Source organism: Vibrio sp. Isolate23 (genome assembly GCF_022398095.1).
Classification (GTDB): Bacteria; Pseudomonadota; Gammaproteobacteria; order Enterobacterales; family Vibrionaceae; genus Vibrio; species Vibrio coralliilyticus_A.
In genome coordinates this window covers 90,209-116,512 of the sequence record NZ_JAKEUV010000009.1, presented here as the reverse complement: position 1 = coordinate 116,512, position 26,304 = coordinate 90,209, and the positions used below count along the sequence as shown (strand labels likewise).

Sequence of the window (26,304 nt, the reverse complement as noted above, 5' to 3'; positions counted from 1 at the left end):
GCGGCGCGATTATATGATCAATCAGAGACTATTCCCAATCCCAGATCTGCTTTGGTGTCACTATTTTTGGCAAAGGTACATCCCAGGATTCAACAGGTAGCTTGTCGACTTGTTGGCAATCATGCGCAAGGCCGATAGGTTTAGCGCCTGACTTGTGGTGAAACCAAGGCTCTAGCGTCCGATCATAATAGCCGCCCCCCATTCCAAGTCGGTGGCCGTGATGATCAAAGGCGACTAAAGGGGTAGTAATGAGATCCAATTGTTGAACGGGGATAATACGCGTTTGATCTAGCTTAGGTTCTTGAATGTTATAGCGATTACGTACCATTGGTGTATCGCTATCATATCGAAGGAACAACAATTGGCCTGCTGAAAAAGGGTGAATAACCGGAAGGTAAATGTCTTTACCTTGCTGTCTGAGCCAGGCGATTAATGGAGCGGTATGGATCTCACCGTCAGTAGAAAGATACAGAGCAATATGCTGAGCTGAAGATAATTCTGGCAGTCGAGCAAATTGAGCGATCAAATCCGCTCCCGCTTTTAGCTGCGTCGCCTCACTGAGTTGATTGCGTCTGGTGCGGATGAGTTTTCTGAAGTCTTGTCGGGAAAGAGTCATAAGAGTACCCATAGTTACTGGGTACCGAGGAGGATACCCCAGAGTGCCGTTGGAGATTTTGACCCTTGAACCAGCTGGTTCAAGGCGGATCAGCAATGATAACCGTAGGCTTCTCGGTTCAAGCCGAGCTTGCTCAATAGCTATCAAGTACTAACCCTTGGGTATTGCTTATCGGCTCAGGGACGTAATCCCCTCACGAACACTCCAGGGTAAATTCTTGTTTGGCGGTAAAGGCTATTGCTGTCCTGGCTTTACTTTACTTAGTGCTTCCGTCAGTGATGCGCTGAGCTTTTCCAATTGCTCATTGAGTGCATTCTGCTGCTTTTCATCTACTGTATCACGGCTTTCGAGCTCATGACAGACGTTCAGAGCAACAAAGGTCAATAGTTGAACTTCATTGGTAATTTTGGTTTTTGCAGCCATGTCTTTTAAGCGTTCATCAAGGTTTTGAGCTGCATTACGCAAAGACTCTTCTTGTCCTGACGGGCAATTTACCAGAGTTAGCTTACCTAAAATTTCGACTTCAACTGCTTGATTACTCATACCGACTCTAAATGCGTTAGTAGGGGTGATGTGCAGACAATCACCGAGGGGGAAACTATAGGAAAAGGCTTGTTAAGATTCAAGCTTTTCCCCGCTAAGGTGAACAAATCATAACGCAATAACACAGTAATTGGGCAAATTGTGTAAAAGCTACCCACAATTGCGTAATCGCTCGTTTTCGCTGCTCTTGGTAAATGGTAGGATTGGCATTATTTAGCAAATTTTGGGTCTCTTTATGAGCGAACGCAATCTGCCAGAATACCTAACTTTGGCAAGTGAACTTCAGTCAGCTGGATTGGCCGTCAACCCTTCGGAACTGCACGGCTTATTGGCTGGAATGTTAAGTGGTGGTTTGAGTTTAACCGACAAAAGCTGGCAACCTCTTATCTTTGATTACACCAATGATGGTATGGGCTGGCCGACAAAATCTTTGCAGTTGGCTGAAGCTACATTAGAGGCGACGATCGTAGAGTTTACAGGTTCAGGAATGAATATTTCGATGTTGATTCCAGACGAAGAAGCTAGTGCTAGCTTGTTTGACACAGCAGATGGTGTCGCAGAATGGGTCAATCACTTCATTTCGGGTCTGGGGTTAGTTGGTGCTGAGCTGAAGAAAGCGTCTAAGGATGCCAAAGAAGCGCTGGCCGATCTGGAAGAGATTGCCAAGCTTGGCATTGATGAAGATGATGACATGGAAGAGCAGGCGCTGTTATTGGAGCAAGTGATTGAGCACGTTAAAGCTTGTGCGCTGACTATTCATTCTGAATTTGGCCAAAAGCCAGCAGAACAAAAAGCACCAACTATCCACTAATCAGGACTTCCCATGAAGCAGTTTGATGTTGTAATTGCTGGTGGTGCAATGGCGGGTATGACGCTGGCATTAGCGATTAATACACTTTCTCGACGGCCGATTTCTATTGCAGTTATTGAGCCTTATAAAGCTGATCACCAAGCTCACCCAGGCTTTGACTCCCGTTCTATCGCTCTATCATATGGCACCGTAAATATTTTAAAGCAATTCGAGCTGTGGGAAGACATTTCAAAATTCGCGACCGCCATTGAACATATTCATGTATCCGATCGCTCGCATGCAGGCATGACAGACATCGACCATAAAGCAGTGGGTGTAGAAGCTCTAGGCTATGTGGTCGAGTTAGCGGATATTGGTCGCTTGTATCATGATAAAGCGGCTCAAGATCCTAATATTACTCTGCTTTGCCCTGCATCGGTGAACCGTGTTGAACGTTTGCAGGAAGAAGTGCATGTTTCTCTTGATAATGGGCAGGTGATCAGTGGAAAGCTATTAGTCGCTGCTGATGGTGCGGTATCAACCTGTTGCCAGCAAATCGGATTAGAGCTCAACGAGCATGATTTTGAGCAAGTAGCAGTGATTGCCAATATCAAAACAGCTCAAGCTCACCAAGGTCGTGCGTTTGAGAGGTTCACTGCATCTGGTCCAGTCGCCTTGTTACCAATGAGCGAACAGCGAATGTCGTTAGTTTGGTGTTTAAGCTCAGATGATGCACAGCGAATCATGTCTCTGAGTGAAGACGCATTTCTTGAAGAGTTGCAGCAGGCTTTCGGCTGGAGACTGGGTAAGCTGGAAAAAGTCGGACAACGAGCTGACTATCCATTGCTGTTACGTTACAGATCGCAGAACACTTCTCATCGATTTGCCCTTGTGGGGAATGCTGCCCAGACGCTGCACCCAATCGCTGGACAAGGCTTCAATTTAGGGATCCGGGATGTTGCGACATTAGCCGAAGCGATTGCCAATCATGAGCATGATCCAGGTGCATACTCGGTTTTACGCCAGTTTAAGCATCGTCGTGAGAGTGACCGCCGCGCGACCATCACTTTGACTTCGTCTTTGGTGCATATTTTTTCCAATGACTACCTTTCGATGCGTATTGGCCGAAATGTCAGTTTAGCAGCGATGGACAATATTCCAGCTTTAAAAGCCCCTTTATTAGCGAGAACTTTGGGTTTAGTTTTTCGCTAGCAGATTGAATAAGGATTGAATTCAGATGATGCAAAGCGTTGATATTGCAATTGTCGGTGGAGGCATGGTCGGTCTAGCTTTGGCGGCGGCGTTTAAAGAGACTGACCTGCGTATAGCAGTAATCGAAAGCCGTGTTCCGGATAGTGAACTGGCTGAGCTACCAGATGTCCGCGTCTCAGCTTTGAGCCGTTCAAGTGAAAATATATTACGTAACCTAGGCGCATGGAATGGCATCGTTCAGCGTCGCGCCGCACCGTATTCAGCCATGGAAGTATGGGAGCAAGATAGCTTTGCCCGGATTGAGTTTGATGCTCAGAAGTTAGCCCAGCCAGACTTGGGGCATATTGTTGAAAACCGTGTGATTCAGCTATCATTGCTTGAGCAGGTCAAGCAGCAGTCAAACGTTAGCTTATTTATGCCAACAAAATGCAGTTCGATGGCCATTGGTGAAAGTGAAGCTTGGTTAACGTTGGATAACGGTCAGTCCCTGACTGCTAAGTTGGTTGTTGGTGCGGATGGGGCTAATTCTTGGGTGCGTAAGCAGCAAGATATTCCTTTAACGCACTGGGACTATGGGCATAGCGCTGTTGTAGCGAATGTTTGGACAGCAGAAACGCACGACAGAGTTGCGCGTCAGATCTTTACATCACAAGGACCGCTGGCTTTTTTACCTATGGGTGAAAGCAATATGAGTTCGATTGTCTGGTCTACCGAACCGAATCGAGCCGACAGTTTAGTGGCAATGTCTGATGCTGAATTCAATAAAGCCCTGACGGCTGAATTTGATGCTCGACTAGGATTATGTGAGGTCGTCGGACAACGCTTCGCTTTCCCACTCAAAATGCGTTATGCGCGAGACTTTGCCGTAGAGCGAGTTGCCCTCGTGGGGGATGCGGCTCATACCATTCACCCGCTAGCGGGGCAGGGCGTCAACCTTGGTTTGTTGGATGCTGCGAGTCTTGCCCAAGAGGTGATGACGCTATGGCGTAAAGGTGAAGACATTGGTGCTAAACGTAATCTCCGTAGTTACGAGCGCTGGAGAAAATCTGAAGCCGCGAAAATGATCGCAGCGATGCAAGGATTTAAAGATCTGTTTTCTGGGGATAACCCTGCGAAGAAGCTGGCGAGAGGCATTGGTATGGCGTTGGTTGGGCAATTGCCAGGAGCGAAAGATGAAATCATGAAACGTGCTCTTGGATTGAAAGGTGAGCTCCCAGCGCTAGCGCAATATCATGAGGCGACATTACCTTAGTTGTTTGTGGTAAATCACAAAGGGTTGGCTAAAGCCAACCCTTTCTAATTCCTATTTACGCGTATGCGCAGCGTAGTCTCATTATTTCTTGGTTCACTTCTTTGACTGTCTGGAAATGTCGTCGCTCAGCCTTTTCCGGTAATACGAGTTTACCGTTATCAAATTCAAACTTACCAATACCGTAGATATAAATCCTTCCCTTAAAGAGCCGACTTACGTGTTTAGCAATCATACTTGGTGTATAGCGCTTAAACAGTCTCATAGAGTAATCCTTATGTTTAGCAAGCACTGCAAAGTATACGATTTTCCGCCTGTTTTTTATGTGATTATGGTGGAGGAATATGCAGTTAAATGTGTTTGTTTGGATATTTGTGTTGTTGTAGGCAAAACTGCGGATAAATATCCATTTTATTGTGACAATTACCTCAGTTATGTTCTGGTTCTGGAACTCATCTCGGCTTATCACTCAGCGCAATAGTAAACCGGAGATTTATGACATTTATAAGAATAGTTTAACTTTTTTATAATATGCCAACTTACGGTAAATTTTTTGTATAAAAAAAGCCCGCTAAAATGCGGGCGAATAGTCACAGATGCATTACACAAAAAGTGGATGTCCTGAAACAATCAGTGGATTCACTTTTTCGTTGGAGAAGGATTTGTATGCTTATTACTATTCAATCGCTCAGCAGCTAAACATACCAAGCTATACATCATAATTCGCTCGTACTTTACCCAACGAAAATAAGCTTAATCTAAAATATTGATTGTGACTATGTATTCTTTATTTTTGAATAATAATTTATTTTACTGGAGTGCTTTATTGAGTGGTTTATCACGATTTTATGCAAATGGAATGAGTGACAAAAGAGGTAAATGATGGTTATATCACCTGCAGATGTCGGCAAAGATCGGGTTGCAGAGCCGGATCAAGTCGTCTCTGTGGAGGGCTAAACCTGCCATATTTGAGCCACTGCTTATGGTGACTTTGGATTCGTTTAAGATTTGGTTATCAAAAATGATCGGCATGTTAACCGGAAGCAGTAAGGGTGTGACGGTGCCAATTTGATAACCTGTAAGCGCTTCCACCATAGATAAATCCACACAGGTCATTCGTCGGCAGTCAAGCAATGACCGCACTTTTTTAGGATCAACTGATTGGTCACCTGGTGCACAAGCTAACGCATACAAGTTACCCATATCACGCAATAGGATCGATTTAACCATCTGTGCAGGTCTAACTCCTCGTTGCCGAGCGGCATCATCAATCGTAATCGCTGGGGATTGATGCGGGAGGAGCTGGAAAGAAACCCGCTGCTCGGTCAAGTAGCGGGTGAGCTTGGTTTCGACCTTATTCATCATCTTCAAGAGAATAAGGAAGGAGTCGCATAGTCCAGATGGTGTTAGGTTCATCTTTTAAGCGGAATTGTGTGTCGGCGTCGAGGTTATTTGGTAAAACCGCAAGGCCAATAGCGATACCATCATTAAAGTGATAATGACTCATGAGTTGTCCTGCACTACGCCAATTATCACCGACGGAACGCTCTATTTCGGCTCCTGCTTTGAGCTCTGATTCGCAGTGACCTCTTAGGAGCTGTAAGGCGCGTTTGTTCATGCCACGGTATTTTGCTCTAGCGACGGTTTCCTGGCCGGTATAACAACCTTTGCTAAAGCTGATGCCTCCAAGAGCCTGAACATTCAACGCTTGTGGAATATGTTCGCCTTGGTGCTCTTTGCTGACAGCAGGGATCGCCGCATTAATATCTAGGCAAGTCCAGATATCTTCGCAAGCCTTGGTCGCATTGATGGACTGGTATAGCTGGGCAGCCGTTGCGCTATCAACGGCTAACAACCATCGTAGTTCGTCGATTTTGAGGGCCGTGCCACCTTCGATAGCACGTACATCTCCACTTTGCTGTGACAGTTCCTCAATGACTTGATTGGCGTTAGTACCAATCAGGCCAAGCAATACGTCGTGGCTTTCAGCAAACTCGACATTTGAGAAAATGGCGTATTTCTTTAATTCCGCCAGCTCTGTTTCGATTGCCGACTTGGGCTGTAGCATGGCGTAACCGCCTTGGTGGTGGAACAGACGAAATACACTCCAAACCTTGCCTTTCGCATCACAGTGAGCACCGAATGTTGTCTCGTCTTCGGCAAGTTGAACCACATCACAGGTTACCTGACCTTGCAGGTAAGATTTTTTATCATCGCCTTGTGCGGTGATCATTCCCCATGACGTTAAGTGGGTGAGAACAAGTTCGGGAAGAGAATCTGAACTAGAGAGAGAAAGAGGTGCAAAATCTTGTTGCCATTCCATGATGATTACCTGAATGCTATCGAATAGCGCTATGTTAGCGCTGAAAGAGTGATGGAAACAACCTTTGAAGTGATAGGGATAAATGGTGTAAATCTGTTAGCTTGCTCGGGAGTGTGACTGAGTTAGTAGTTGTGGGCAATTTTGATTGTTACACTCGGCGCAAACAACCGAATAGGTGAGGAATAAGAATGTACACCACGGAAGAAAAAGCGCGAATCAAATGGGCGTGCCGCCGCGGAATGCTAGAATTGGACGTCGTGATTATGCCGTTTTTTGAAGAGTGTTTTGACGAACTCCAAGACAATGAGCAAAGAGACTTTGTGTCGTTACTTGAGTGCGACGACCCCGATCTGTTTACTTGGATCATGGGTCATGGTCGTAGTGAAAACTTAGGTCATGCATCCATGGTCGATAAGATTGTTGCCCACAACCTCAGTAAAGTGCGTTAATCTCTTCGCCACCAAGTCATTTCTATTTCAACAGGCTAATGCTATTTTCCTGATGTTGGCCTGTTGCCTTGTTATTTCTTCTGATCTACCTCTGCTTGCTACAGTCTTTATCCTTATTAGACTGATTCAATACCACAGTGAAGCAACATGGATTACTGAACCTGTACAAGGCCATTTAACCTTCTCTTCTGCTTACACATGTGAGATTGACGGAAAACCGTTAGATATTAAAAGAAGTGTGCTGAGCTTGGCTATGTTTGGTGTGTTGATATGGTTTGAAAGTGGGCAAAAACGTATTCTCTGGCGAGATAGTGTTGCAGAAGAGCACTACCGACAATTACTAGTGTTGTTAAAAAGGGAACATTAAGTTCCCCCTTCGATTTATAACTGGATTTTCTTCGGTTCCAAAATAGTGGGGCCACTATTCGGTGCCAGTTCTGGGTAGTCGAGAGTGTAATGTAAACCTCGGCTTTCCTTACGCTCCATAGCGCAGCGAACCATGAGTTCCGCGACTTGAAGTAAATTACGTAGCTCAAGTAAGTTGTTAGAAACCTTGAAGTTACTGTAATACTCATGGGTTTCCTGCTGCAGTAGCTGGATGCGGCGTAAAGCCCGTTCAAGACGCTTATCGGTACGAACGATACCCATGTAATCCCACATAAAGAGGCGCAGTTCATGCCAGTTGTGTTGAATTACCACCTCTTCATCTGAGCAGCTTACCTGGCTTTCGTCCCAAGCAGGTAATGAAGGGGGAAGCTCTGCGTCGTCTAAACGTCGGATGATATCGTTAGCCGCCGACCATGCATAAACAACACATTCTAGTAATGAGTTCGATGCCATTCGGTTGGCGCCATGCAATCCGGTATAACTGACTTCGCCAATGGCATACAACTGAGATAAATCCGTTTCACCTTGCTTATTGACCATGACGCCACCGCATGTGTAGTGAGCTGCCGGTACAACCGGAATTGGTTCTTTGGTCATGTCGATACCAAGATCCATCAAGCGGGTATATATGGTTGGGAAATGCTTTTCGATAAAGTCGGCAGGTTTATGGCTGATGTCTAAATACATGCAGTCTGCACCCAATCGCTTCATTTCAAAGTCAATTGCACGCGCGACGACATCGCGTGGTGCCAGCTCTTCTCTTTCATCAAAGTCTGGCATAAAGCGAGTACCATCTGGACGACGCAGATAAGCGCCTTCTCCACGCAGAGCTTCGGTGAGCAGGAAGTTTCTCGCTTCAGGGTGATACAGGCAAGTTGGATGGAACTGATTGAACTCCATGTTGGCGACTCGACAGCCCGCTCGCCAAGCAATCGCAATACCATCCCCTGAGGATACATCAGGGTTTGAAGTGTATTGGTATACTTTAGATGCGCCACCCGTAGCTAGTACCACAAATTTTGCTCGCACCGTCTCAACGTGCTCTTGATTTCGGTTCCAGATGTAAGCACCAACAATTTTATTTTTATCGCCACCCACCTTATCTTCGCAGATTAGGTCTAGGGCATTATGCCGTTCTAATACCGTAATATTTGGGTGATTGTGAGCGTTATCTTGCAATGAAGTCTGCATGGCCATGCCTGTCGCATCAGCAGCATGCAGAATACGGCGATGGCTATGTCCACCTTCGCGTGTGAGGTGATAACGAGGTTGGTCATCACTATCACCGTCTTCGCGGTCAAAAGGTACGCCGCCATCAATTAACCATTGAACACACTCTTTCGCGTTCTTTGCGATAAATTCGACGGTTTCTTGCTCACACAGACCAGCACCCGCGACGAGTGTGTCCTGAACATGAGATTCAATGCTGTCTGACTCATCAAAAACAGCAGCAATACCGCCCTGAGCATAATAAGTTGCCCCTTCACTTCTCGGCCCTTTGCTCAATACAATGACTTTGCCTTGTTCTGCTACACGTAACGCTAAAGACAGACCGGCTGCGCCACTACCTACCACTAACACATCACATTGATGTTCACGGTTTGCGTTCATAAAACTTTTAAATTCCCGAGTTAAGTTGTACTGGCGCCAATCCAACTTTTTAGCGTCAGTAATAGAGCGGCTTCGCTCTTTAAATCAATTTTTAAATTGCAACATGAACCCTGAAAATATCAGAGTTAGCTCACTATAGTAGCATTGGAATGAATGCAATTCTTGGTAAATAACATTGCTTTTAAGTTCTTTCGTCCCCACAATCTGGGGCAGAAGTTATAGGGTCATCACTTCTCAAATAAAATTCGAAGAAAGTTTGAACTTTATATTTATTGCTGAGTCACAATAGTGCTCAAGTAAGCAGTGGTGTCAATACTACATTTTGCATAATTAATGCTCATATCTGACAAGATAGGGGTTAATAACAATAGGAGTACCCGCTCGAATGAACGAGCAGCTGACCGATCAGGTGTTAATTGAGCGAGTTCAGAATGGAGATAAGCAAGCATTTAATCTATTGGTCACTAAATACCAAAATAAAGTGTGCAACCTTATTTCCCGCTACGTCAACAATCCGGGAGATGTGCCTGACGTAGCACAAGAAGCATTTATTAAAGCATATCGCGCCATACCAAGCTTTCGTGGCGAAAGTGCCTTCTATACTTGGTTATATAGAATTGCTGTTAATACTGCGAAAAACCATATTGTTGCTCAAGGCCGAAGACCGCCTGCGCAAGATGTGGATACTGAAGAAGCTGAATATTACGAAACTGGTAGTGCATTAAAAGAAATATCGAACCCTGAGAACTTAACGTTGTCCAAGGAATTGAAGCAAGTAGTTTTCAGTGCGATTGAAGCACTACCCGATGACTTAAAAACTGCAATGACGTTGCGCGAGCTTGATGGCTTGAGTTACGAAGAAATCGCTGCGGTGATGGATTGTCCTGTTGGAACGGTACGTTCACGTATCTTCCGAGCCCGTGAAGCGGTTGAGAAAAAGATTCAACCCCTTTTGCAACGCTAGTACCAGTAACATTAATGGTGAAAAGAATGGCTGACAAAGAAAAACTTTCAGCACTCATGGATGGAGAGTTGGTTGATAAGGCTTTAATTAGTGAATTAGAGCATGACCAAGGTAGCCTGAAAATCTGGAAAAATTACCATTTGATTGGTGATGTGATGCGAGGTGAAGCACCGGAAAAACCGGAGTGGAACATTGCCGATAGTGTTGCACTTGCTTTAGAAGATGAGCCTGCGCATTCGACGTTTACTTCAGGTAAAGTCACAGACATCAATGAGCAACGCACTGAAGCTCAGCCTACGCCTTCTCAAGCTCGTCGCCAATTACCTGCTTGGCTCAGTCAATTTGGTCAAGTAGCTGTTGCAGCATGTGTGTCATTGGCGGTGATTCTCGGTGTCCAGCAGTATGGTGGCAGTGAATCGGGCCAACAGGATACTGAGCAACTCCCAGTGCTACAAACTATCCCATTTACTGGTAGCGCAGAGCCAGTGAGCTTAACGCGCTCATCGGTTGAACAACCATCAGCAACGAGCGAAGCAAATGTTCAGGAGCAACGTCGTCGTATCAACGCTATGCTTCAGGACTATGAGTTACAGTTGCGTTTAAATAGCGACAGTACCGCAGAGCACAATGACAACCCAGAAACGGTAGTTGAATGAGAAAATTTCTGATCAGTGCGCTGACACTGTTCAGTTTGAGCTCGCCACTAGCCTTTGCAGAAGACAAACCTGCAGAGGCTTTGTTGCATCAAATGAACGAAGCCAGTCAGCATCTCAATTATGAACTGTCTTATATCCTGATTAAGAAAAACAGCATCGAACCTTTGCTGTATCGTCACGCTCGTGATGAAGAACAGCAACTTGCCCATCTTATTTACCTCAGTGGCCCAGTACGAGAAGTCATTCGTCGTGGTGATGAGGTCAGCTACATAGAGCCTGGCGTTGAGCCATTTACGATTGAATCGGGTAATATGGTCGCCCCAACTATCCCTCTTTTGGATGCCAATGTGGATGAATTGAGTGAGTTCTATGACTTTGTTCAAGTTGGTCGAGCGCGTGAGGCAGGAACGGCCTGTCAGGTATTGAGAGTTGCGCCAAAAGATGGACTACGCTACTCCTACATTCTGTGGATTGATGAACAAACTAAGTTGCCTCTGAGGGCTGATCTGGTGGACCGTGATGGCGAAGTGCTTGAGCAGTTTCGTACGATTTCTTACAGCGTGAATGATCAGATTTCTGACATTCTTAGCGGTTTGAATACCGTTAAATTGCCCGACGTATTGTCTCTGCCAAAAGGCGAGCTAGAGAAAAGCTTTTGGACGGTCGGCTGGATTCCCAAAGGGTTTGAATCCAAAGAGTTGAACCGTTATCGAATGGCGAATACTAACCGCATGGTCGAAACTCAGATGTACACTGATGGTCTGTTTAGTTTTTCCATCTATGTGTCTGAGAGTGACAATTACTCACTTAAAGGTCAACTGGTTCGTCAGGGGCGCCGTACACTTCACAGCTTCGTAAAAGGTGACAAAGAGATCTCTGTGATCGGGGATATCCCACCTGCAACCGCTAAGCGAATTGCTCAATCGGTTACCATCAATAAACAAGCGAGTGCCACGCAATGATGACTGCTTTAGCGACAGTATCTGCAGTGAAATCAGGACCTAAGGGCTATGATGTGGAGCTGAGTTGTGAACAGCAAACCAGCTGCAGCAGCTGCTCATCGCAAAAAAGCTGTGGTACCGGCATTGTTTCGAAAGCGGTGGGGAACAAGTCTCTGCACTGGCACCTAGTGACCAGTAAAAGAGTTAAAGAAGGCCAAGTGGTGGAAATTGGCTTGCCGGAAAAAAGCCTGCTGCAATCTGCCGCGGTGGTTTATTTAGTCCCATTGTTTGCCTTGATCCTAGGGGCTGTTGTTGGACAGTGGCTATTAGCGCCTGCGTTTGGTCTTGGCGAGGGTATCGCCATCCTGACATCTGCTATCTTTACTGTGGTAGGCATTTATGGCGCAAAAACTCTAGCCGCCAATTTTGAGCGCCAGTCACTGCGAGACGTTATATTACTTCGGGTTTTGGGAGAACCAATTAGCTAGTGCGAAGTGCACAGAAATTGGGTAGAATCTGCCAACTTGATTGAAACGCCGTCACAAGACGGCTTTCTTATGTCCCTATTTTAAAGAGTTTAGTCACACCAAATCATGAAGCACATTCGTAACTTTTCGATTATCGCCCACATCGACCATGGTAAGTCGACCCTATCAGACCGTTTGATCCAAGACTGTGGTGGATTGAGTGACCGTGAAATGGCAGCTCAGGTTCTGGACTCCATGGACCTTGAACGTGAGCGTGGCATCACTATTAAATCTCAAAGTGTGACACTCAACTATACCGCTAAAGACGGTGAAACCTACCAATTGAACTTCATCGATACTCCAGGGCACGTTGACTTTGCCTACGAAGTGTCTCGCTCTCTAGCTGCATGTGAAGGTGCGTTGCTGGTGGTTGATGCCGGTCAGGGTGTTGAAGCTCAGACGTTGGCTAACTGCTATACCGCGATCGAAATGGATCTGGAAGTGGTGCCAATTCTGAACAAGATCGATCTACCTGCTGCGGATCCTGAGCGAGTAGCAGAAGAGATCGAAGAAATTGTTGGTATCGATGCGATGGAAGCCACGCGCTGTTCGGCTAAGACAGGCCTAGGTATTGAAGACGTACTAGAAAACATAGTCTCTGCAATTCCGGCACCAGAAGGTGATCCAGAAGCACCACTGCAAGCTTTGATCATTGACTCTTGGTTTGATAACTACCTAGGTGTTGTATCTCTGGTCCGTATTAAAAATGGCGTCCTGAAGAAGAACGATAAGATCAAGGTGATGAGCACTGGCCAAGTTTGGGGTGTGGATCGTCTTGGTATCTTCACACCTAAGCAGGAAGACACGACAGAACTGCAAACGGGTGAAGTCGGTTGGGTTGTTTGTGGTATCAAAGATATCCTAGGTGCGCCTGTTGGTGATACGCTAACGCTAGCAAAGCATGGCTGTGAAGAGCCGTTGCCAGGGTTTAAGAAAGTGAAGCCTCAGGTATACGCCGGACTATTCCCAGTCTCTTCGGATGACTACGAAAACTTCCGTGATGCACTAGGTAAACTGAGCCTAAATGATGCGTCTCTGTTCTACGAACCAGAAAACTCAGCTGCACTAGGCTTTGGTTTCCGTTGTGGTTTCCTTGGCATGCTGCACATGGAAATCATCCAAGAGCGTCTGGAGCGTGAATACGATCTTGACCTGATTACCACTGCGCCAACGGTAGTGTACGAAGTAGAGCAAACGGATGGCGAAATTCTTTACGTTGATAGCCCAGCTAAGCTACCAGCAGTGAATGATATAGAAGAAATTCGTGAGCCGATTGCGCGTTGTAACATCCTTGTACCTTCAGATTACTTAGGTAATGTGATTACTCTATGTGTTGAGAAGCGTGGCGTTCAGGTTGATATGGTATATCACGGTAACCAAGTCGCTGTGACTTACGATATTCCGATGGCGGAAGTAGTACTCGATTTCTTTGATCGTCTGAAATCAACCTCTCGAGGTTATGCGTCTCTGGATTACAACTTCCAGCGTTTTGAAGCGTCTAACATGGTTCGTGTAGATGTACTTCTCAACGGTGACAAAGTGGACGCACTGGCATTGATTACGCACAAAGATCAATCTCAGACTCGTGGTCGTCAGCTGGTAGAGAAGATGAAAGAATTCATTCCACGTCAGATGTTTGATATTGCGATTCAGGCTGCGATTGGTAACCATATTATTGCCCGCTCTACAGTTAAGCAGCTGCGTAAGAACGTGATCGCAAAATGTTATGGCGGTGACGTGAGCCGTAAGAAAAAGCTACTGAAGAAGCAGAAAGAAGGTAAGAAACGTATGAAGCAGATCGGTAACGTAGAACTGCCTCAAGAAGCCTTCTTAGCGATCTTACACGTAGGTAAAGATTAATTTGTTGGGTAACGACTCAATATAAGAACTTGTTAAGTGAAAGGGTTTCGGCTCTTTCACTTTCGTATTTTTTAGGTAAGGGAAGTCAATGGCAAATACATTTTCACTGATTCTGGTTATTGTCACTCTGGTGACCGGTATTGTTTGGGTGCTGGAAAAGCTGGTATTTGCGAAAAAGCGTCAAACTCGGCTCGCCTCTGTTGAAGCTCAAACCAATGGTCTTGATGCTGAAACCGCAGAGCAAGTGGAAAAACAACCATGGTGGATTGAAAACAGTGTTTCTATCTTCCCTGTCATTGCGGCAGTGTTAGTGCTTCGTTCTTTCATTTACGAACCATTTCAGATTCCTTCAGGCTCAATGATGCCGACTTTATTGGTGGGAGATTTCATTCTGGTTGAGAAATACGCATACGGTCTAAAGGACCCAGTGTGGCGTACACAACTAGTTGAAACGGGTAAGCCAGAGCGTGGTGACATCGTGGTATTCAAATACCCACCTCAGCCAAACATTGACTACATCAAGCGCGTTGTTGGCCTACCGGGTGATACGGTTCGCTACAGCAATAAGAAAGAAGTATGTATTCAGCCTAAAGGTGAGAGCCAATGTACTCAGGTTCCCTTATCAAATGTGGAAGAAAGCCCATTTATCCAAGATGGCGTACCTCTGATTCAACTGAACGAAAAACTGGGGGAGGTTGAACACCAGATTTTGGTTAACCCATTACTCCCTAACCGTGTTTCGGCTTACCAGCCTCGCAGTGGTGTAAATGAGTGGGTGGTACCTAAAGGTCAGTACTTTGTGATGGGTGATAATCGTGACAATAGTGCTGACAGCCGTTATTGGGGCTTTGTTCCAGAGGCAAATTTGGTTGGTAAAGCGGTTGGTATCTGGATCAGCTTCGAGTTCGAACGTGATGCAGATAGTGTTTTACCATCATGGATTCCAACTGGTGTGAGATTCAACCGCATCGGTGGTATTAACTAACTTCTCGTGATGGGTGGCGTTGGCTCAAGTAGTCGCGCCATTTGAACGAGAAATGAAATGAAATTATTGAGAGAGCATGAATTCTCCTATTGCCAAACTAGAGAAAAAGCTCGGCTATCAATTCAATGATGCTGAGCTTATTAATTTAGCGCTGACTCACCGTAGCGCTCATGGAAAACACAATGAGCGTCTTGAGTTTCTGGGCGATTCAATTTTAAGTTTTGTCATTGCTGACGATCTTTATCATCGTTTCCCTAAAGTCAATGAAGGGGATATGAGCCGTATGCGCGCGACACTTGTTCGTGGTAACACGCTGGCGGAGCTCGGTCGAGAATTCGAACTGGGAGATCACTTAAAATTAGGTCCAGGTGAATTGAAGAGTGGTGGTTTCCGTCGTGATTCAATTTTAGCTGACGCTGTTGAAGCCATTATCGGTGCCATTTATTTAGACAGTGATATTGAAGTGGTACGTGGCATTATCCTTAGCTGGTATAAGCAACGCCTTGAAGCGATTCAACCGGGTGTTTCTCAGAAAGACCCGAAAACACGTCTTCAAGAGTTTCTGCAGGGACGAAGAAAACCACTTCCTGTCTACACAGTGACTAATATTAAAGGTGAAGCACACAACCAGCAGTTTACTGTGTCGTGTGAAGTTGCAGGTGTCGGATCACCTGTAATAGGTAAAGGCACCAGCCGCCGCAAGGCAGAACAAGCGGCTGCAGAACTAGCATTAGAGCAACTGAGCAATGACTGATTCAACAGATAACAACGAGTTCGATATCGATGCGTTTTTCTCATCGAGTGGTGAAGTGAGCTCACCGGAAAACCAACATTGTGGCTTTGTGGCTATTGTTGGTCGTCCTAATGTGGGTAAATCAACACTACTCAATCGAATTCTTGGGCAAAAAATTTCGATCACTTCTCGTAAACCCCAAACAACGCGTCACCGTATTATGGGGGTTGACACTGAAGGCGATTATCAGGCGATTTACGTCGACACTCCAGGTCTTCACATTGAAGAAAAGCGCGCGATCAACCGCTTAATGAACCGCGCGGCTAACTCATCTCTGAGTGATGTGAATTTGGTGTTCTTTCTGGTCGATGGCACACATTGGACCAAAGACGACGAAATGGTGCTGACTAAGCTGCAGAAGTCGAACTTCCCAGTGGTGTTGTGCGTCAACAAAGTCGACAACGTACAAGATCGTAACGAAGTGATGCAGCACATGATGGACATGTCGAAAAAGATGGAATTCGTTGATGTGGTGCCTATCTCCGCGAAGCAAGGCAAAAATATCGATGTGCTGCGTAAGCATGTACGTGAGCACCTACCCAAAGCGGCGCATCACTTCCCAGAAGAGTATGTTACGGACCGTTCTCAGCGTTTTATGGCGTCGGAAATTGTGCGTGAGAAACTCATGCGCTTCACAGGAGAAGAGCTGCCATATTCGGTGACGGTAGAAATTGAGCGCTTTGACTACAACCCTGAAACCGATGGTTTCCATATCAATGCGTTGATTTTGGTTGAACGTAATGGCCAGAAGAAAATGGTGATTGGTAAAGGCGGCGAGAAAATTAAGACCATAGGCCGTGAAGCACGTCTGGACATGGAAGAGCTGTTTGGTCGTAAAGTGTACCTAGAAACTTGGGTTAAAGTGAAATCCGGCTGGGCTGATGATGAACGTGCACTGCGTTCACTAGGCTACATCGACGATTTATAAGTTTGGCAGCGAATTCACTTCGCTCCAACATGAGTTAGCATAAGGAGCCTATAGGCTCCTTATTTTTTATGTAACATTGATTTGGCATTCTCTATGACTTCAGAAGGCCTACAGCGCTGCTTTGTTCTTCATCGTCGTCCTTACAGTGAATCGAGTTTAATTCTCGATGTCTTTAGTGAGGAGTTTGGACGCGTCACATTGATGTCAAAAGGGGCGCGCAGCAAACGCTCCAACCTCAAAGGGGCGTTGCAACCATTCACACCTTTACTTCTCAAGTGGTCTGGGAAAGGTTCGATGAAAACACTGCGCCAAGCAGAACCTATCAGCCTTGGATTGCCTCTTAGCGGAATCAACCTGTATTCAGCGATGTACGTAAATGAGTTGATTGGACGTATCTTGATGGCAGAAGTACCGATGCCAGCCTTATTCCATGATTACCTTCATGCGCTGACTGAGTTGGCTCAGTGTGATAATCCAGAACCGGCATTGCGACGTTTCGAGTTAGCTATGCTGTCAGCCATGGGGTATGGCGTTGATTTTTTACATTGTGCGGGCACTGGAGATGCGATTGATCCAGACATGACCTATCGCTATCGGGAGCAGAAGGGTTTTATCGCCTCTGTCCGACGCGATAACTTAACCTTTTTGGGGAATGAACTGATTGCGATTAGTGAGCGAAGGTTCACCACAAAAGAACAACTTAAAGCGGCAAAACGCTTTACACGTATAGCATTAAAGCCGTATCTTGGCGGCAAACCATTAAAGAGTCGGGAGCTATTTATGCAAATTTTAGCGCCCAAATCACGGAGTATTGGAAAATGAGTTCAATTTACCTGGGTGTTAACATCGATCATATTGCGACATTACGTAACGCTCGTGGTACTAAGTACCCAGATCCGGTTCATGCAGCAGAAGTGGCAGAGCGTGCTGGAGCGGACGGTATCACCATTCATTTGCGAGAAGATCGCCGCCATATTGTTGATCGTGATGTACGTATTCTGCGTGAAACTATCCAAACTCGTATGAACCTTGAGATGGCCGTGACGGATGAAATGGTTGAGATCGCCCTGCAAACTCAGCCTGAATACGTGTGCCTTGTACCAGAAAAACGTGAAGAATTAACCACAGAAGGCGGCTTAGATGTGGCTGGTCACTTAGAGAAGATTAAAGCTGCCACTAAAACATTGACGGACGCAGGTATTAAAGTGTCCCTATTTATTGATGCTGACCGCGAACAGATTGATGCAGCCAAAGCGTGTGGTGCGCCATACATTGAGCTTCATACTGGCCATTATGCGGATGCCGAAAATGATGCTGATCAGCAGGATGAGCTAAAGAAAATCGCTGCTGGTGCAAGCTATGCGGCTGACTTAGGCATTACCGTGAATGCAGGCCATGGCCTGACTTATCACAACGTGGCCCCTATTGCTGCTATTCCAGAGATCTACGAACTGAACATTGGTCACTCTATCATCGGCCGTGCAGTATTTGATGGCTTGCATAAGGCGGTGGCAGATATGAAAGCACTGATGGTTGAAGCGCGTAAATAACCACAATGGCGATCGTTGGTCTAGGGACAGATATTGCAGAAATCGAGCGAGTGGAGAAAGCACTAACTCGTAGTGGAGAAGCGTTTGCTCGACGTATTTTGACGGATGTTGAGCTACAACGATTCCAATTGCTGAAGCAGCAGGGGCGGTTTTTAGCTAAGCGCTTTGCGGCTAAAGAAGCCGCATCAAAAGCATTGGGCACTGGTATTGCATTGGGGGTGACGTTCCATGACTTCACCATTACCAATGACGAACATGGCGCGCCACTGTTGTCCTTATCTGGCAAAGCATTGGAATTTGCTCAAAAAAAACAGGTGGAGCATATCCACCTGTCGATTTCCGATGAGCGTCACTATGCCGTGGCTACCGTTATCTACGAATCTAAATAAGGCGCCGCACTTGCGGTGACCTTTTCCATTTCATCTTGTAGCTCAAACAGCTCTGGTTCTATATCTTCAATACTGGCGCCTGAACGTAGAGCTTTCTCTATTGTCGCGCAGACTTTCTTTAATCTAGGGACACCACAGTAAGAGCTACTGCCATGCAGTTTGTGTACATGGTGGATGAGGTTTTCACTGTCCACATTTTCCTCTTCCAACGCCGCTTCAACGATTGCGCTGACTTCGGGAATATAGTCGATCAGCATTTGCAGCATATCGCGTGCAAGGTCTTCCTTGTTTGCCGACTGTTTAAGCGCTGCTTGCCAGTCAATAATGATGTTGTCGTGCTCAATGATAGGCGCGCTAGTGTGTTCATCAGGTTCGATATCAGAAGGTAAGTCGATCTTCTCCATTTGTGTTTCAGAAGTATATGGATTCCAGTGCATCAGTACTTGTTGCAGTACATGCTCTTCAATCGGTTTGGTCAGGTAATCATCCATACCCGCTCCTAGTAATCTATCACGTTCGCCACTCATAGCATGGGCTGTCACAGCGATCACTGGAGTGCTGGCATTCAGTTGTGTTTGCTTGATTTTGCCACAAGCGGTCACACCATCCATGTGCGGCATTTGAATGTCCATTAATATAATATCGAAATGCTGAGCTTCCGCCTGAGTCACGGCATCTAAGCCATTAGTACAAGTGACGACTTTTTCGACCCGCTCTGTTAATAGGGCGCTGATTAATTTAAGGTTAGCCGGGTTGTCATCGACGGCCATAACGGTAAGTGGCAGGGTTTCATTGTAGGCGGGTTCTGCTTCGATAACAGGTAAACTTTCTTGATTTGCTGCCAGTGTTTGCAGCAGTTTGCGACGAGATAATGGCTTAGTAATACAATGGACATGATGGGTCTGAATCAGATGATCAGACAATGCCAGAGCCGTACTTGGAATACCGACCACAACTTGAGGAGCACATAGCTGTGCTTGTTTCACCCATTGCTCGATTAGTTCAGGCTCGTTGGCTTTATTTGGCGCAAGATTCAGTAGCACATAATCGTATTTGTTGGCTTCTTCAGGCACGGAAGAGCGATAGGTAACAATCAAGCCCTCTTGTACAAGAGTTTGTTGAGTGACAGAAGCGGCTTGCATATTTGGCTCTACCAACAGCAGTGTTCTCTGCTTGAGAACCTGAGTTTCGATCAAATCGCTCACGGGCATATCCGTGGCGTTCAATCTCAGAGTGAACCAGAAGGTGGAACCTTGGTGCAAGCGGCTGGTTAGGCTGATTTCTCCCCCCATTTGGCTGACCAGCTTCTGGGTAATGACTAAGCCAAGCCCCGTACCACCGTAGCGACGAGAGATACTGGCGTCCGCTTGGCTGAATGCTTGAAATAATTGTGATTGCTGGCGCTCTGAAATACCAATGCCGGTGTCCCGCACCATAAACTGAAGCTCGACTGAGTCTTCTTTCTGTGAGCGTAGCTCAACACTGATATCGATGTTGCCACGCTCGGTAAATTTGATCGAGTTGCCTACCAGATTAGTCAAGACTTGCTGAATACGTAGCGGGTCTCCGACCAGACCTGCAGGGATTTTAGGATCCACTTTAAGGGTTAATTCGAGGCCTTTTTCATGGGCGCTGGTGGCTTGCAAGCTCACAACTTCTTCAAGCGTTTCCTGAAACTCAAATGGAATATTTTCCAATGCCAACTTGCCTGCTTCCAGTTTAGAAAAGTCCAGAATGTCATTGATAATATTGAGCAGGTTGTTAGCTGACTTTTCGATGGTCTGCAAATAATCCGCTTGGCTGTTGGTCAGCTTGGTTTTGAGCATCTGTCGAGTAAAGCCAATCACACCGTTCAATGGTGTACGTAGCTCATGAGACATATTCGCGAGGAACTCAGACTTCACTCGCGCGGCTTCTTGGGCTCGTTTCTTGGCAATATCCAATTCAACGTTTTGGATCTCGAGCTGTTCAAGCGTTTCTCGCAAGTCGGAAGTAGCCTGATCAATACTATGCTGCATTTCCACATGATATTCTGACAACGAAACTGCCATTGCGTTGATACCATTTTTGAGTGAATCGAGCTCTCCATGCATTTTACCTTCAATTCGCACATCTAAATGTCCACGACGGATTCTGTCGACCATGTTTTTCATATGAGAAATCGGGCGCGTGACATCATGCATCAATCGGTAAGCGAACATCGCGGATAGCCCTAGCCCTGAGAGTAGAACCAGAAAAGCGGAAAAAATCTCTTGGTATTGTTGCAAACGTAAGGAAGAAAGATCCAGCTCTACCGCAATGTAGCCTAGAGCTTGGTTGGTGTTTTGTCCTTTTTGTGTTGATATCAGCCCTGATTCAGCGATGATCGGCGCACGTAGGATCAGTGTGTTTTCCTGTAAGTCAGAAGTGACCAGTAGTGGAATTGGCGCATTGCCCGGGAATGTCAGAGATTCGAAGTTCGGATGAAAGTTAGAAGTAACGAATAATTCGTGGTTGTAATCGAAAACCGCAATACTGCGGACGAACTTAGAGTTTTTACGATGCGCATAACTGATAATTCGACGGACAGATTCGCGGCTGTTGTTTTTCAATCCCTCTTCACTGGCAATCGCCAGAGGCTCGATGATACTTAACCCTGAATTGATAACCTGTTTTTCGAGATCGTGATAGCGGTTAAAAGAGAAAAATGCACTCAGTAACAGGCCAATGATCAACGTCGGTGCGAGTGTGAGGGTAATAACGCGGGCGCGTAAGCCATATCTTGTCATTATTATCTAAACATCGTGGTGTGGATATGGGAAAATAACTTCCACAAATAGAAGAAGCCGTCGAATCCTTAAGCATAATAAACTCGTTCGGCTCAGACAATGATTCAGGCCTGAAAAGGTGCGCCTGAACATCAATACAGAGCAATAGTTAAAAGGCACAGAGTAAAGCATGGCGCGTTTCTTCCAACCGAAAAAGAAAACTCAACTCAATACTAAGCATCAATCGTTGAAGATCGAAAAACTCGATCACCACGGTGCCGGAATTGCTTACCAGAACAAAAAGCCAATTTTCATCGATGGTGCATTGCCTGGAGAGCAGGTCATCGCACAATTAACAGAAAGCAAAAGTAAATTTTCTCGCGCATCTTTAATCAAAATTCAGACACCCAGTGAACAGCGTGTTGAGCCTTTCTGCCCTCACTATCAGCAATGTGGCGGTTGTAACATGCAGCACTTGAGCAGTGCGCATCAACAAACGCATAAGCAGCAAACATTGAGCCAGTTGATGAGTAAATTTGCGGGGCAAACACTGAACCTAGATGCGCCTATTGTGGGGGACACAAAAGGTTACCGACGCCGTGCCCGAATCAGTGTCATGGTGGATAAAAAAACGCGCCGACTGCAGTTCGGTTTTCGCAAGAAGCAGAGTAAAGACATCGTCACCGTAACTCATTGTCCCGTTTTGACACCGGAATTGGATGAGTTATTGCCTGAGTTATATGCGCTGTTATCACGCTTTTCTCAACAAGAGAACATCGGCCATGTCGAGTTGGTAAAAGCTGACAACACACGGATTGTGGTTTTACGTCATCTCAAGCCACTGAAAGATAAAGATCATACTGCACTGCTTGAATTTGCCAAGCTCAATAAAGTTACGCTTTATCTAATGCCAAACAATGAACAACTGGTGCTAGAAACCGGTGAGGCGGGTGTTTATCGGGAAGCTGGTGTGATTGTTCCGTTTGAACCAAACCATTTCATTCAAGTGAACCAACAAGTGAATGCGCAAATGGTGGCTCAGGCGTTGGATTGGCTGGCGTTATCTGAGCAAGACAGAGTGTTAGATTTATTTTGCGGGCTAGGGAATTTCAGCCTCCCTATTGCTAAGCAGGTGAAGAGTGTGACGGGCGTGGAAGGGATCGATGAGATGGTTAGTAAAGCCACTCATAATGCTCAAGTGAACCAGATTGAGAATGCACAGTTTTATCAGGCGAATTTGGAACAAGATATGTCTGGTCAGCTCTGGGCGAGAGAAAAGTTTGATAAAATACTGCTGGATCCGGCACGAGCTGGCGCCAGTGGTATTGTCGAGCAAGTTTCATCGCTAGGTGCGACAAGAGTCGTTTATGTTTCTTGTAATCCTGCTACTCTAGCGCGAGATTCTCAGAGCTTGCTAAGTCAGGGATTCAAGTTACAACGATTGGGAATGCTAGACATGTTTCCACACACCAGTCACTTAGAATCCATGGCGCTTTTTGTGAAGGATTAATACGAACTTACTCTCTCAAGCGCAGTCTCACTGCGGGGTAGGTCGAAGAAAAAAGTTTAACAGGACGAAGACAATGGTTGCGGTAAGAAGCGCACATTTGAACCAAGACGAACAGTTTGATCTAGATAATTGGATTGCTAGCCTAGAGCAGGACACAAAAGTCGCGAAGCGTCTTAAAGAAGTGTATCGCCATTGCGAAACGATTCTTGAAAATAACGACCAAGGCCCACTGTTATTATGGCGTGGCCGTGAAATGATCGAAATCCTCATTACCCTCTCCATGGACAAAGCAACGCTAGTCGCCGCCTTATTGTTCCCCGTCGTTTCTAGCGGTGCGTATCAACGTGAAGCGCTGGAGGAGGACTTCGGTAAGGAAACGATAAAATTGATTGATGGTGTTGAAGAAATGGCGGCATTGGGCCAACTCAACGTCACAATGGAAGGCAGCGCTGCTTCTGCTCAGGTCGATAATGTGCGTCGCATGCTACTGGCGATGGTTGATGACTTTCGCTGCGTGGTGATCAAACTTGCCGAGCGTATTTGTAATCTGATTGAGGTGAAGAAAGCCCCGGATGAAGTTCGTCAAGCAGCGGCAAAAGAGTGTTCAAACATTTATGCCCCTTTGGCGAATCGCTTAGGTATCGGTCAGCTGAAATGGGAAATTGAAGATTATGCTTTCCGTTATCAACAGCCAGAAACTTATAAGCAAATCGCCAAACAGCTGTCTGAGCGTCGTATCGTCCGTGAACAGTACATCACAGATTTTGTGGATGACCTGTCGAATGAAATTACATCGTCAGGCATCAATGCGGAAGTGAGTGGCCGTCCGAAGCATATTTACAGTATCTGGCGCAAAATGCAGAAGAAGAGCTTGGCATTCGATGAACTGTTTGATGTGCGTGCGGTTCGAATCATTGCTGATAAGCTTCAGGATTGTTATGCCGCCCTAGGTGTGGTGCATACTAAGTATAAGCATTTGCCAAGTGAGTTTGATGATTACGTGGCAAACCCCAAGCCAAATGGTTATCAGTCAATTCATACCGTGATCCTTGGCCCTGAAGGAAAAACCATCGAAATCCAGATTCGTACTAAAGACATGCATGAAGACTCGGAGTTGGGGGTTGCTGCGCACTGGAAGTACAAAGAAGGTGGTGGTGGTCGAAGTGGCTACGACGAGAAAATTACTTGGCTGCGTAAGCTACTTGATTGGCAGGAAGAAATGTCAGATTCAGGTGAGATGCTGGATGAAGTCCGCAGTCAGGTCTTTGATGATCGCGTTTATGCCTTTACCCCGCGCGGGGATGTTGTTGATTTGCCGATGGGCGCGACACCGCTTGATTTTGCCTATCACATTCATTCTGAAGTTGGTCATCGCTGTATTGGAGCGAAAGTCGCAGGTCGCATCGTACCGTTTACTCACAAGCTTTCTATGGGTGATCAGGTCGAGATCATCACGGCGAAAGAACCCAATCCTTCGCGAGACTGGCTCAACCCGTCAATGGGGTTTGTCACTTCTGGCCGTGCACGTGCCAAGATCAATGCTTGGTTCCGCAAACAGTCACGTGAGAAGAACTTAGAAGCGGGTCGAGAGATCCTTGAAGTCGAATTGGCAAAAATCGGTGCAACACTGAAAGATGCAGAGCTATATGCGCTGAAACGTTTTAATGTTAACAGTGCCGATGAGCTATACGTCGGTGTTGGCAGCGGCGACTTGCGTATTAACCAGATCATTAATCACATCAATGCTTTGGTGAACAAGCCAACCGCTGAAGAAGAAGATCAGCAGGCGCTCGAAAAACTGCAGGAAGCAAAAACTAAAGCGCCTGCGCAAAGTCGTCCGAAGAAAGATGCCGTAGTGGTTGAAGGTGTAGATAATTTGATGACGCACCTTGCACGATGCTGTCAGCCCATTCCGGGTGATGAGATTTCTGGTTATATCACACAAGGGCGGGGGATCTCTGTCCACCGAGCGGACTGTGAACAACTGGAAGAGCTGCGTCATCACGCGCCAGAACGTATCATAGATACTGTGTGGGGTAGTGGTTTTGTAGGGTCTTATATACTGACGGTACGCGTAGAAGCCATGGAGCGCAGTGGGTTACTCAAAGACATCACGACGCTGTTTGCCAACGAGAAAATCAAAGTCACCAGCATGAAGAGTCGTGTTGACTACCGTAAGCAGTTGTCGATTATGGACTTTGATCTTGAGGTGACGAATATCGAAATTCTACAGCGTGTGTCGAAGCGAGTAGAGCAGATCCGAGATGTTATGAGTGTTAAACGCTTAGGCTAACTTTCACGTCGTACGTGTCACTTTTACGGTGTTAACTACGTTTTCTTGTAAAAGTAACAATTACTTAGTGAAAGCCGCTGAGAAAATACAATGTAGAAGGTGAGTGGTTTGGACTGCTCGCCTTTTTCTTTAAATAGCAAGGCTTAAAGGAAAAGAGAACATGAATCACCCGATAGAACAATTAGAAGCGATTATGGCGCAGCTTCGTGATCCTGAGAATGGCTGTCCGTGGGACCTAAAACAAAGCTTTGACACGATTGTTCCTCACACCATTGAGGAAACCTACGAAGTCGTAGATGCCATCCACAATCGCGATTGGCCAAACCTTAAGGAAGAACTCGGGGATTTATTGTTTCAGGTTATTTTCTATAGTCAGCTAGCTAAAGAACAGGGTTTGTTTGATTTTTCAGAGGTGGTCGACACGCTGAATGAAAAGCTCACGCGTCGTCATCCCCATGTCTTTTCTGATGTTGAATTTGAATCGGACGAAGAAATCAACGCCAACTGGGAAGCTGAAAAAGCCAAAGAAAAAGCTGAAGTAGGCAGAATGGAACAAAGTATTCTAGACTCAATACCGAATTCTCTGCCGGCCTTGTCGCGTGCGACAAAGATTCAGAAGAAGTGCGCCAAGTTTGGCTTCGATTGGGATTCATTAGGGCCTGTAGTCGACAAAGTGAGAGAAGAGGTTGATGAAGTGATGGCAGAGGCACTTCAAGTTTCCCCTGATGAATCGAAAATTGAGTTGGAGTTAGGCGATTTACTGTTTGCTACCGTCAATTTAAGTCGGCACTTAGGCCAAAATCCTGAATCGGCCTTAAGCAAAGCAAACTTCAAATTTTCTCAACGATTTAGAAGTGTTGAAGCTATGGTGGCAGAGCAAGGTAAGCAACTGACAGATTTTGATTTACAACAATTGGATAGCATGTGGGACGAAGTAAAACGCCGCGAATCGAAGCCGTAATCATAGTGTATCTTGCCGAT

25 protein-coding genes and 1 other RNA gene are annotated in these 26,304 nt (G+C 45.9%); 18 read left to right on the top strand and 8 right to left on the bottom strand.

What is annotated here, in order from left to right:
• Positions 1 to 28: 28 nt before the first annotated feature.
• The 3 genes from L1D31_RS18600 to zapA form a co-directional block, all read right to left on the bottom strand.
• Entirely contained in the window at positions 29 to 616 is a 588-nt protein-coding gene (locus L1D31_RS18600) for a 5-formyltetrahydrofolate cyclo-ligase (RefSeq protein ID WP_239838547.1), read from the bottom strand.
• A 31-nt stretch (positions 617 to 647) separates the two neighbouring features.
• Positions 648 to 830: non-coding RNA, 6S RNA (ssrS, locus tag L1D31_RS18595), on the bottom strand.
• Positions 831 to 850: 20 nt separating this feature from the next.
• Positions 851 to 1,159: a cell division protein ZapA gene (gene zapA / locus L1D31_RS18590; RefSeq protein WP_239838546.1), complete on the bottom strand. Its 309-nt coding sequence runs from the start codon at positions 1,157 to 1,159 to the stop codon at positions 851 to 853.
• A gap of 235 nt (positions 1,160 to 1,394) precedes the next feature.
• Here zapA and L1D31_RS18585 point away from each other — a divergent pair, with 235 nt between their 5' ends.
• From L1D31_RS18585 to L1D31_RS18575, 3 genes are read left to right on the top strand one after another with little or no spacing between them, the layout of a single operon-like run.
• On the top strand, positions 1,395 to 1,970 hold the full coding sequence (locus L1D31_RS18585; RefSeq protein ID WP_239838545.1) for a YecA family protein: 576 nt from the start codon (positions 1,395 to 1,397) through the stop codon (positions 1,968 to 1,970).
• Between the two features lie 12 nt (positions 1,971 to 1,982).
• A complete protein-coding gene (ubiH, locus tag L1D31_RS18580; RefSeq protein ID WP_239838544.1) occupies positions 1,983 to 3,161 on the top strand; it encodes a 2-octaprenyl-6-methoxyphenyl hydroxylase in 1,179 nt (392 codons plus the stop codon).
• A gap of 25 nt (positions 3,162 to 3,186) precedes the next feature.
• On the top strand, positions 3,187 to 4,413 hold the full coding sequence (locus L1D31_RS18575; RefSeq protein WP_239838543.1) for an FAD-dependent 2-octaprenylphenol hydroxylase: 1,227 nt from the start codon (positions 3,187 to 3,189) through the stop codon (positions 4,411 to 4,413).
• Between the two features lie 55 nt (positions 4,414 to 4,468).
• Here the strand turns inward: L1D31_RS18575 and L1D31_RS18570 are convergent, their stop codons facing one another.
• The 3 genes from L1D31_RS18570 to ygfZ all read right to left on the bottom strand — a co-directional run bounded on the left by L1D31_RS18570 (position 4,469) and on the right by ygfZ (position 6,733).
• Positions 4,469 to 4,675 (bottom strand): DUF1107 domain-containing protein, encoded by a 207-nt coding sequence (locus tag L1D31_RS18570; protein ID WP_239838542.1) that lies wholly within the window; start codon positions 4,673 to 4,675, stop codon positions 4,469 to 4,471.
• 626 nt (positions 4,676 to 5,301) lie between these two features.
• Complete coding sequence (locus tag L1D31_RS18565) at positions 5,302 to 5,775, bottom strand: YbaK/EbsC family protein (protein WP_239838541.1); 474 nt, start codon at positions 5,773 to 5,775, stop codon at positions 5,302 to 5,304.
• A complete protein-coding gene (ygfZ, locus tag L1D31_RS18560) occupies positions 5,765 to 6,733 on the bottom strand; it encodes a tRNA-modifying protein YgfZ (RefSeq protein WP_239838540.1) in 969 nt (322 codons plus the stop codon). Before ygfZ ends, L1D31_RS18565 begins: the two co-directional genes overlap by 11 nt.
• Before the next feature lie 188 nt (positions 6,734 to 6,921).
• Here ygfZ and L1D31_RS18555 point away from each other — a divergent pair, with 188 nt between their 5' ends.
• Positions 6,922 to 7,182, top strand: coding sequence for a succinate dehydrogenase assembly factor 2 (locus L1D31_RS18555; protein ID WP_239838539.1), 261 nt, complete (start codon positions 6,922 to 6,924; stop codon positions 7,180 to 7,182).
• Positions 7,183 to 7,563: 381 nt separating this feature from the next.
• Here L1D31_RS18555 and nadB read toward each other — a convergent pair whose 3' ends face one another.
• Positions 7,564 to 9,180 (bottom strand): L-aspartate oxidase, encoded by a 1,617-nt coding sequence (gene nadB / locus L1D31_RS18550; protein ID WP_239838538.1) that lies wholly within the window; start codon positions 9,178 to 9,180, stop codon positions 7,564 to 7,566.
• A 385-nt stretch (positions 9,181 to 9,565) separates the two neighbouring features.
• On the opposite strand from nadB, the gene rpoE reads away from it, so the two are divergent.
• From rpoE to acpS, 11 genes are all read left to right on the top strand, one after another.
• Entirely contained in the window at positions 9,566 to 10,144 is a 579-nt protein-coding gene (gene rpoE / locus L1D31_RS18545; RefSeq protein ID WP_006957798.1) for an RNA polymerase sigma factor RpoE, read from the top strand.
• Positions 10,145 to 10,170: 26 nt separating this feature from the next.
• Positions 10,171 to 10,800, top strand: coding sequence for an RseA family anti-sigma factor (locus L1D31_RS18540; protein ID WP_239838537.1), 630 nt, complete (start codon positions 10,171 to 10,173; stop codon positions 10,798 to 10,800).
• Positions 10,797 to 11,762 carry a sigma-E factor regulatory protein RseB gene (gene rseB, locus L1D31_RS18535; RefSeq protein WP_239838536.1) on the top strand — a complete coding sequence of 322 codons (966 nt, stop codon included), beginning with the start codon at positions 10,797 to 10,799 and terminating at the stop codon, positions 11,760 to 11,762. The genes L1D31_RS18540 and rseB overlap by 4 nt, the downstream gene beginning before the upstream one ends.
• A complete protein-coding gene (locus L1D31_RS18530) occupies positions 11,759 to 12,229 on the top strand; it encodes a SoxR reducing system RseC family protein (protein ID WP_239838535.1) in 471 nt (156 codons plus the stop codon). The genes rseB and L1D31_RS18530 overlap by 4 nt, the downstream gene beginning before the upstream one ends.
• A gap of 105 nt (positions 12,230 to 12,334) precedes the next feature.
• Entirely contained in the window at positions 12,335 to 14,128 is a 1,794-nt protein-coding gene (lepA, locus tag L1D31_RS18525) for a translation elongation factor 4 (protein ID WP_064488703.1), read from the top strand.
• An 88-nt stretch (positions 14,129 to 14,216) separates the two neighbouring features.
• Positions 14,217 to 15,113, top strand: coding sequence for a signal peptidase I (gene lepB, locus L1D31_RS18520; protein ID WP_239838534.1), 897 nt, complete (start codon positions 14,217 to 14,219; stop codon positions 15,111 to 15,113).
• A 76-nt stretch (positions 15,114 to 15,189) separates the two neighbouring features.
• Positions 15,190 to 15,867 (top strand): ribonuclease III, encoded by a 678-nt coding sequence (rnc, locus tag L1D31_RS18515; protein WP_006957792.1) that lies wholly within the window; start codon positions 15,190 to 15,192, stop codon positions 15,865 to 15,867.
• Positions 15,860 to 16,834: a GTPase Era gene (gene era, locus L1D31_RS18510; RefSeq protein ID WP_239838533.1), complete on the top strand. Its 975-nt coding sequence runs from the start codon at positions 15,860 to 15,862 to the stop codon at positions 16,832 to 16,834. Before rnc ends, era begins: the two co-directional genes overlap by 8 nt.
• A gap of 93 nt (positions 16,835 to 16,927) precedes the next feature.
• Complete coding sequence (recO, locus tag L1D31_RS18505) at positions 16,928 to 17,656, top strand: DNA repair protein RecO (protein WP_239838532.1); 729 nt, start codon at positions 16,928 to 16,930, stop codon at positions 17,654 to 17,656.
• Positions 17,653 to 18,384, top strand: coding sequence for a pyridoxine 5'-phosphate synthase (gene pdxJ, locus L1D31_RS18500; protein WP_239838531.1), 732 nt, complete (start codon positions 17,653 to 17,655; stop codon positions 18,382 to 18,384). Before recO ends, pdxJ begins: the two co-directional genes overlap by 4 nt.
• A gap of 5 nt (positions 18,385 to 18,389) precedes the next feature.
• On the top strand, positions 18,390 to 18,773 hold the full coding sequence (gene acpS, locus L1D31_RS18495) for a holo-ACP synthase (protein WP_239838530.1): 384 nt from the start codon (positions 18,390 to 18,392) through the stop codon (positions 18,771 to 18,773).
• Here the strand turns inward: acpS and barA are convergent.
• Positions 18,758 to 21,541, bottom strand: a complete 2,784-nt coding sequence (gene barA, locus L1D31_RS18490; protein WP_239838529.1) for a two-component sensor histidine kinase BarA — start codon at positions 21,539 to 21,541, stop codon at positions 18,758 to 18,760. The two genes, acpS and barA, sit on opposite strands and share 16 nt — an antisense overlap.
• Positions 21,542 to 21,710: 169 nt before the next feature.
• On the opposite strand from barA, the gene rlmD reads away from it, so the two are divergent.
• The 3 genes from rlmD (at position 21,711) to mazG (ending at position 26,284) form a co-directional block, all read left to right on the top strand.
• Complete coding sequence (gene rlmD / locus L1D31_RS18485) at positions 21,711 to 23,030, top strand: 23S rRNA (uracil(1939)-C(5))-methyltransferase RlmD (RefSeq protein ID WP_239838528.1); 1,320 nt, start codon at positions 21,711 to 21,713, stop codon at positions 23,028 to 23,030.
• 73 nt (positions 23,031 to 23,103) lie between these two features.
• Positions 23,104 to 25,323, top strand: coding sequence for a GTP diphosphokinase (relA, locus tag L1D31_RS18480; protein ID WP_239838527.1), 2,220 nt, complete (start codon positions 23,104 to 23,106; stop codon positions 25,321 to 25,323).
• Positions 25,324 to 25,483: 160 nt separating this feature from the next.
• The gene (gene mazG, locus L1D31_RS18475; RefSeq protein WP_239838526.1) at positions 25,484 to 26,284 is read left to right on the top strand and encodes a nucleoside triphosphate pyrophosphohydrolase; all 801 of its coding nucleotides are present in this window, start codon (positions 25,484 to 25,486) and stop codon (positions 26,282 to 26,284) included.
• Positions 26,285 to 26,304 lie beyond the last annotated feature (20 nt).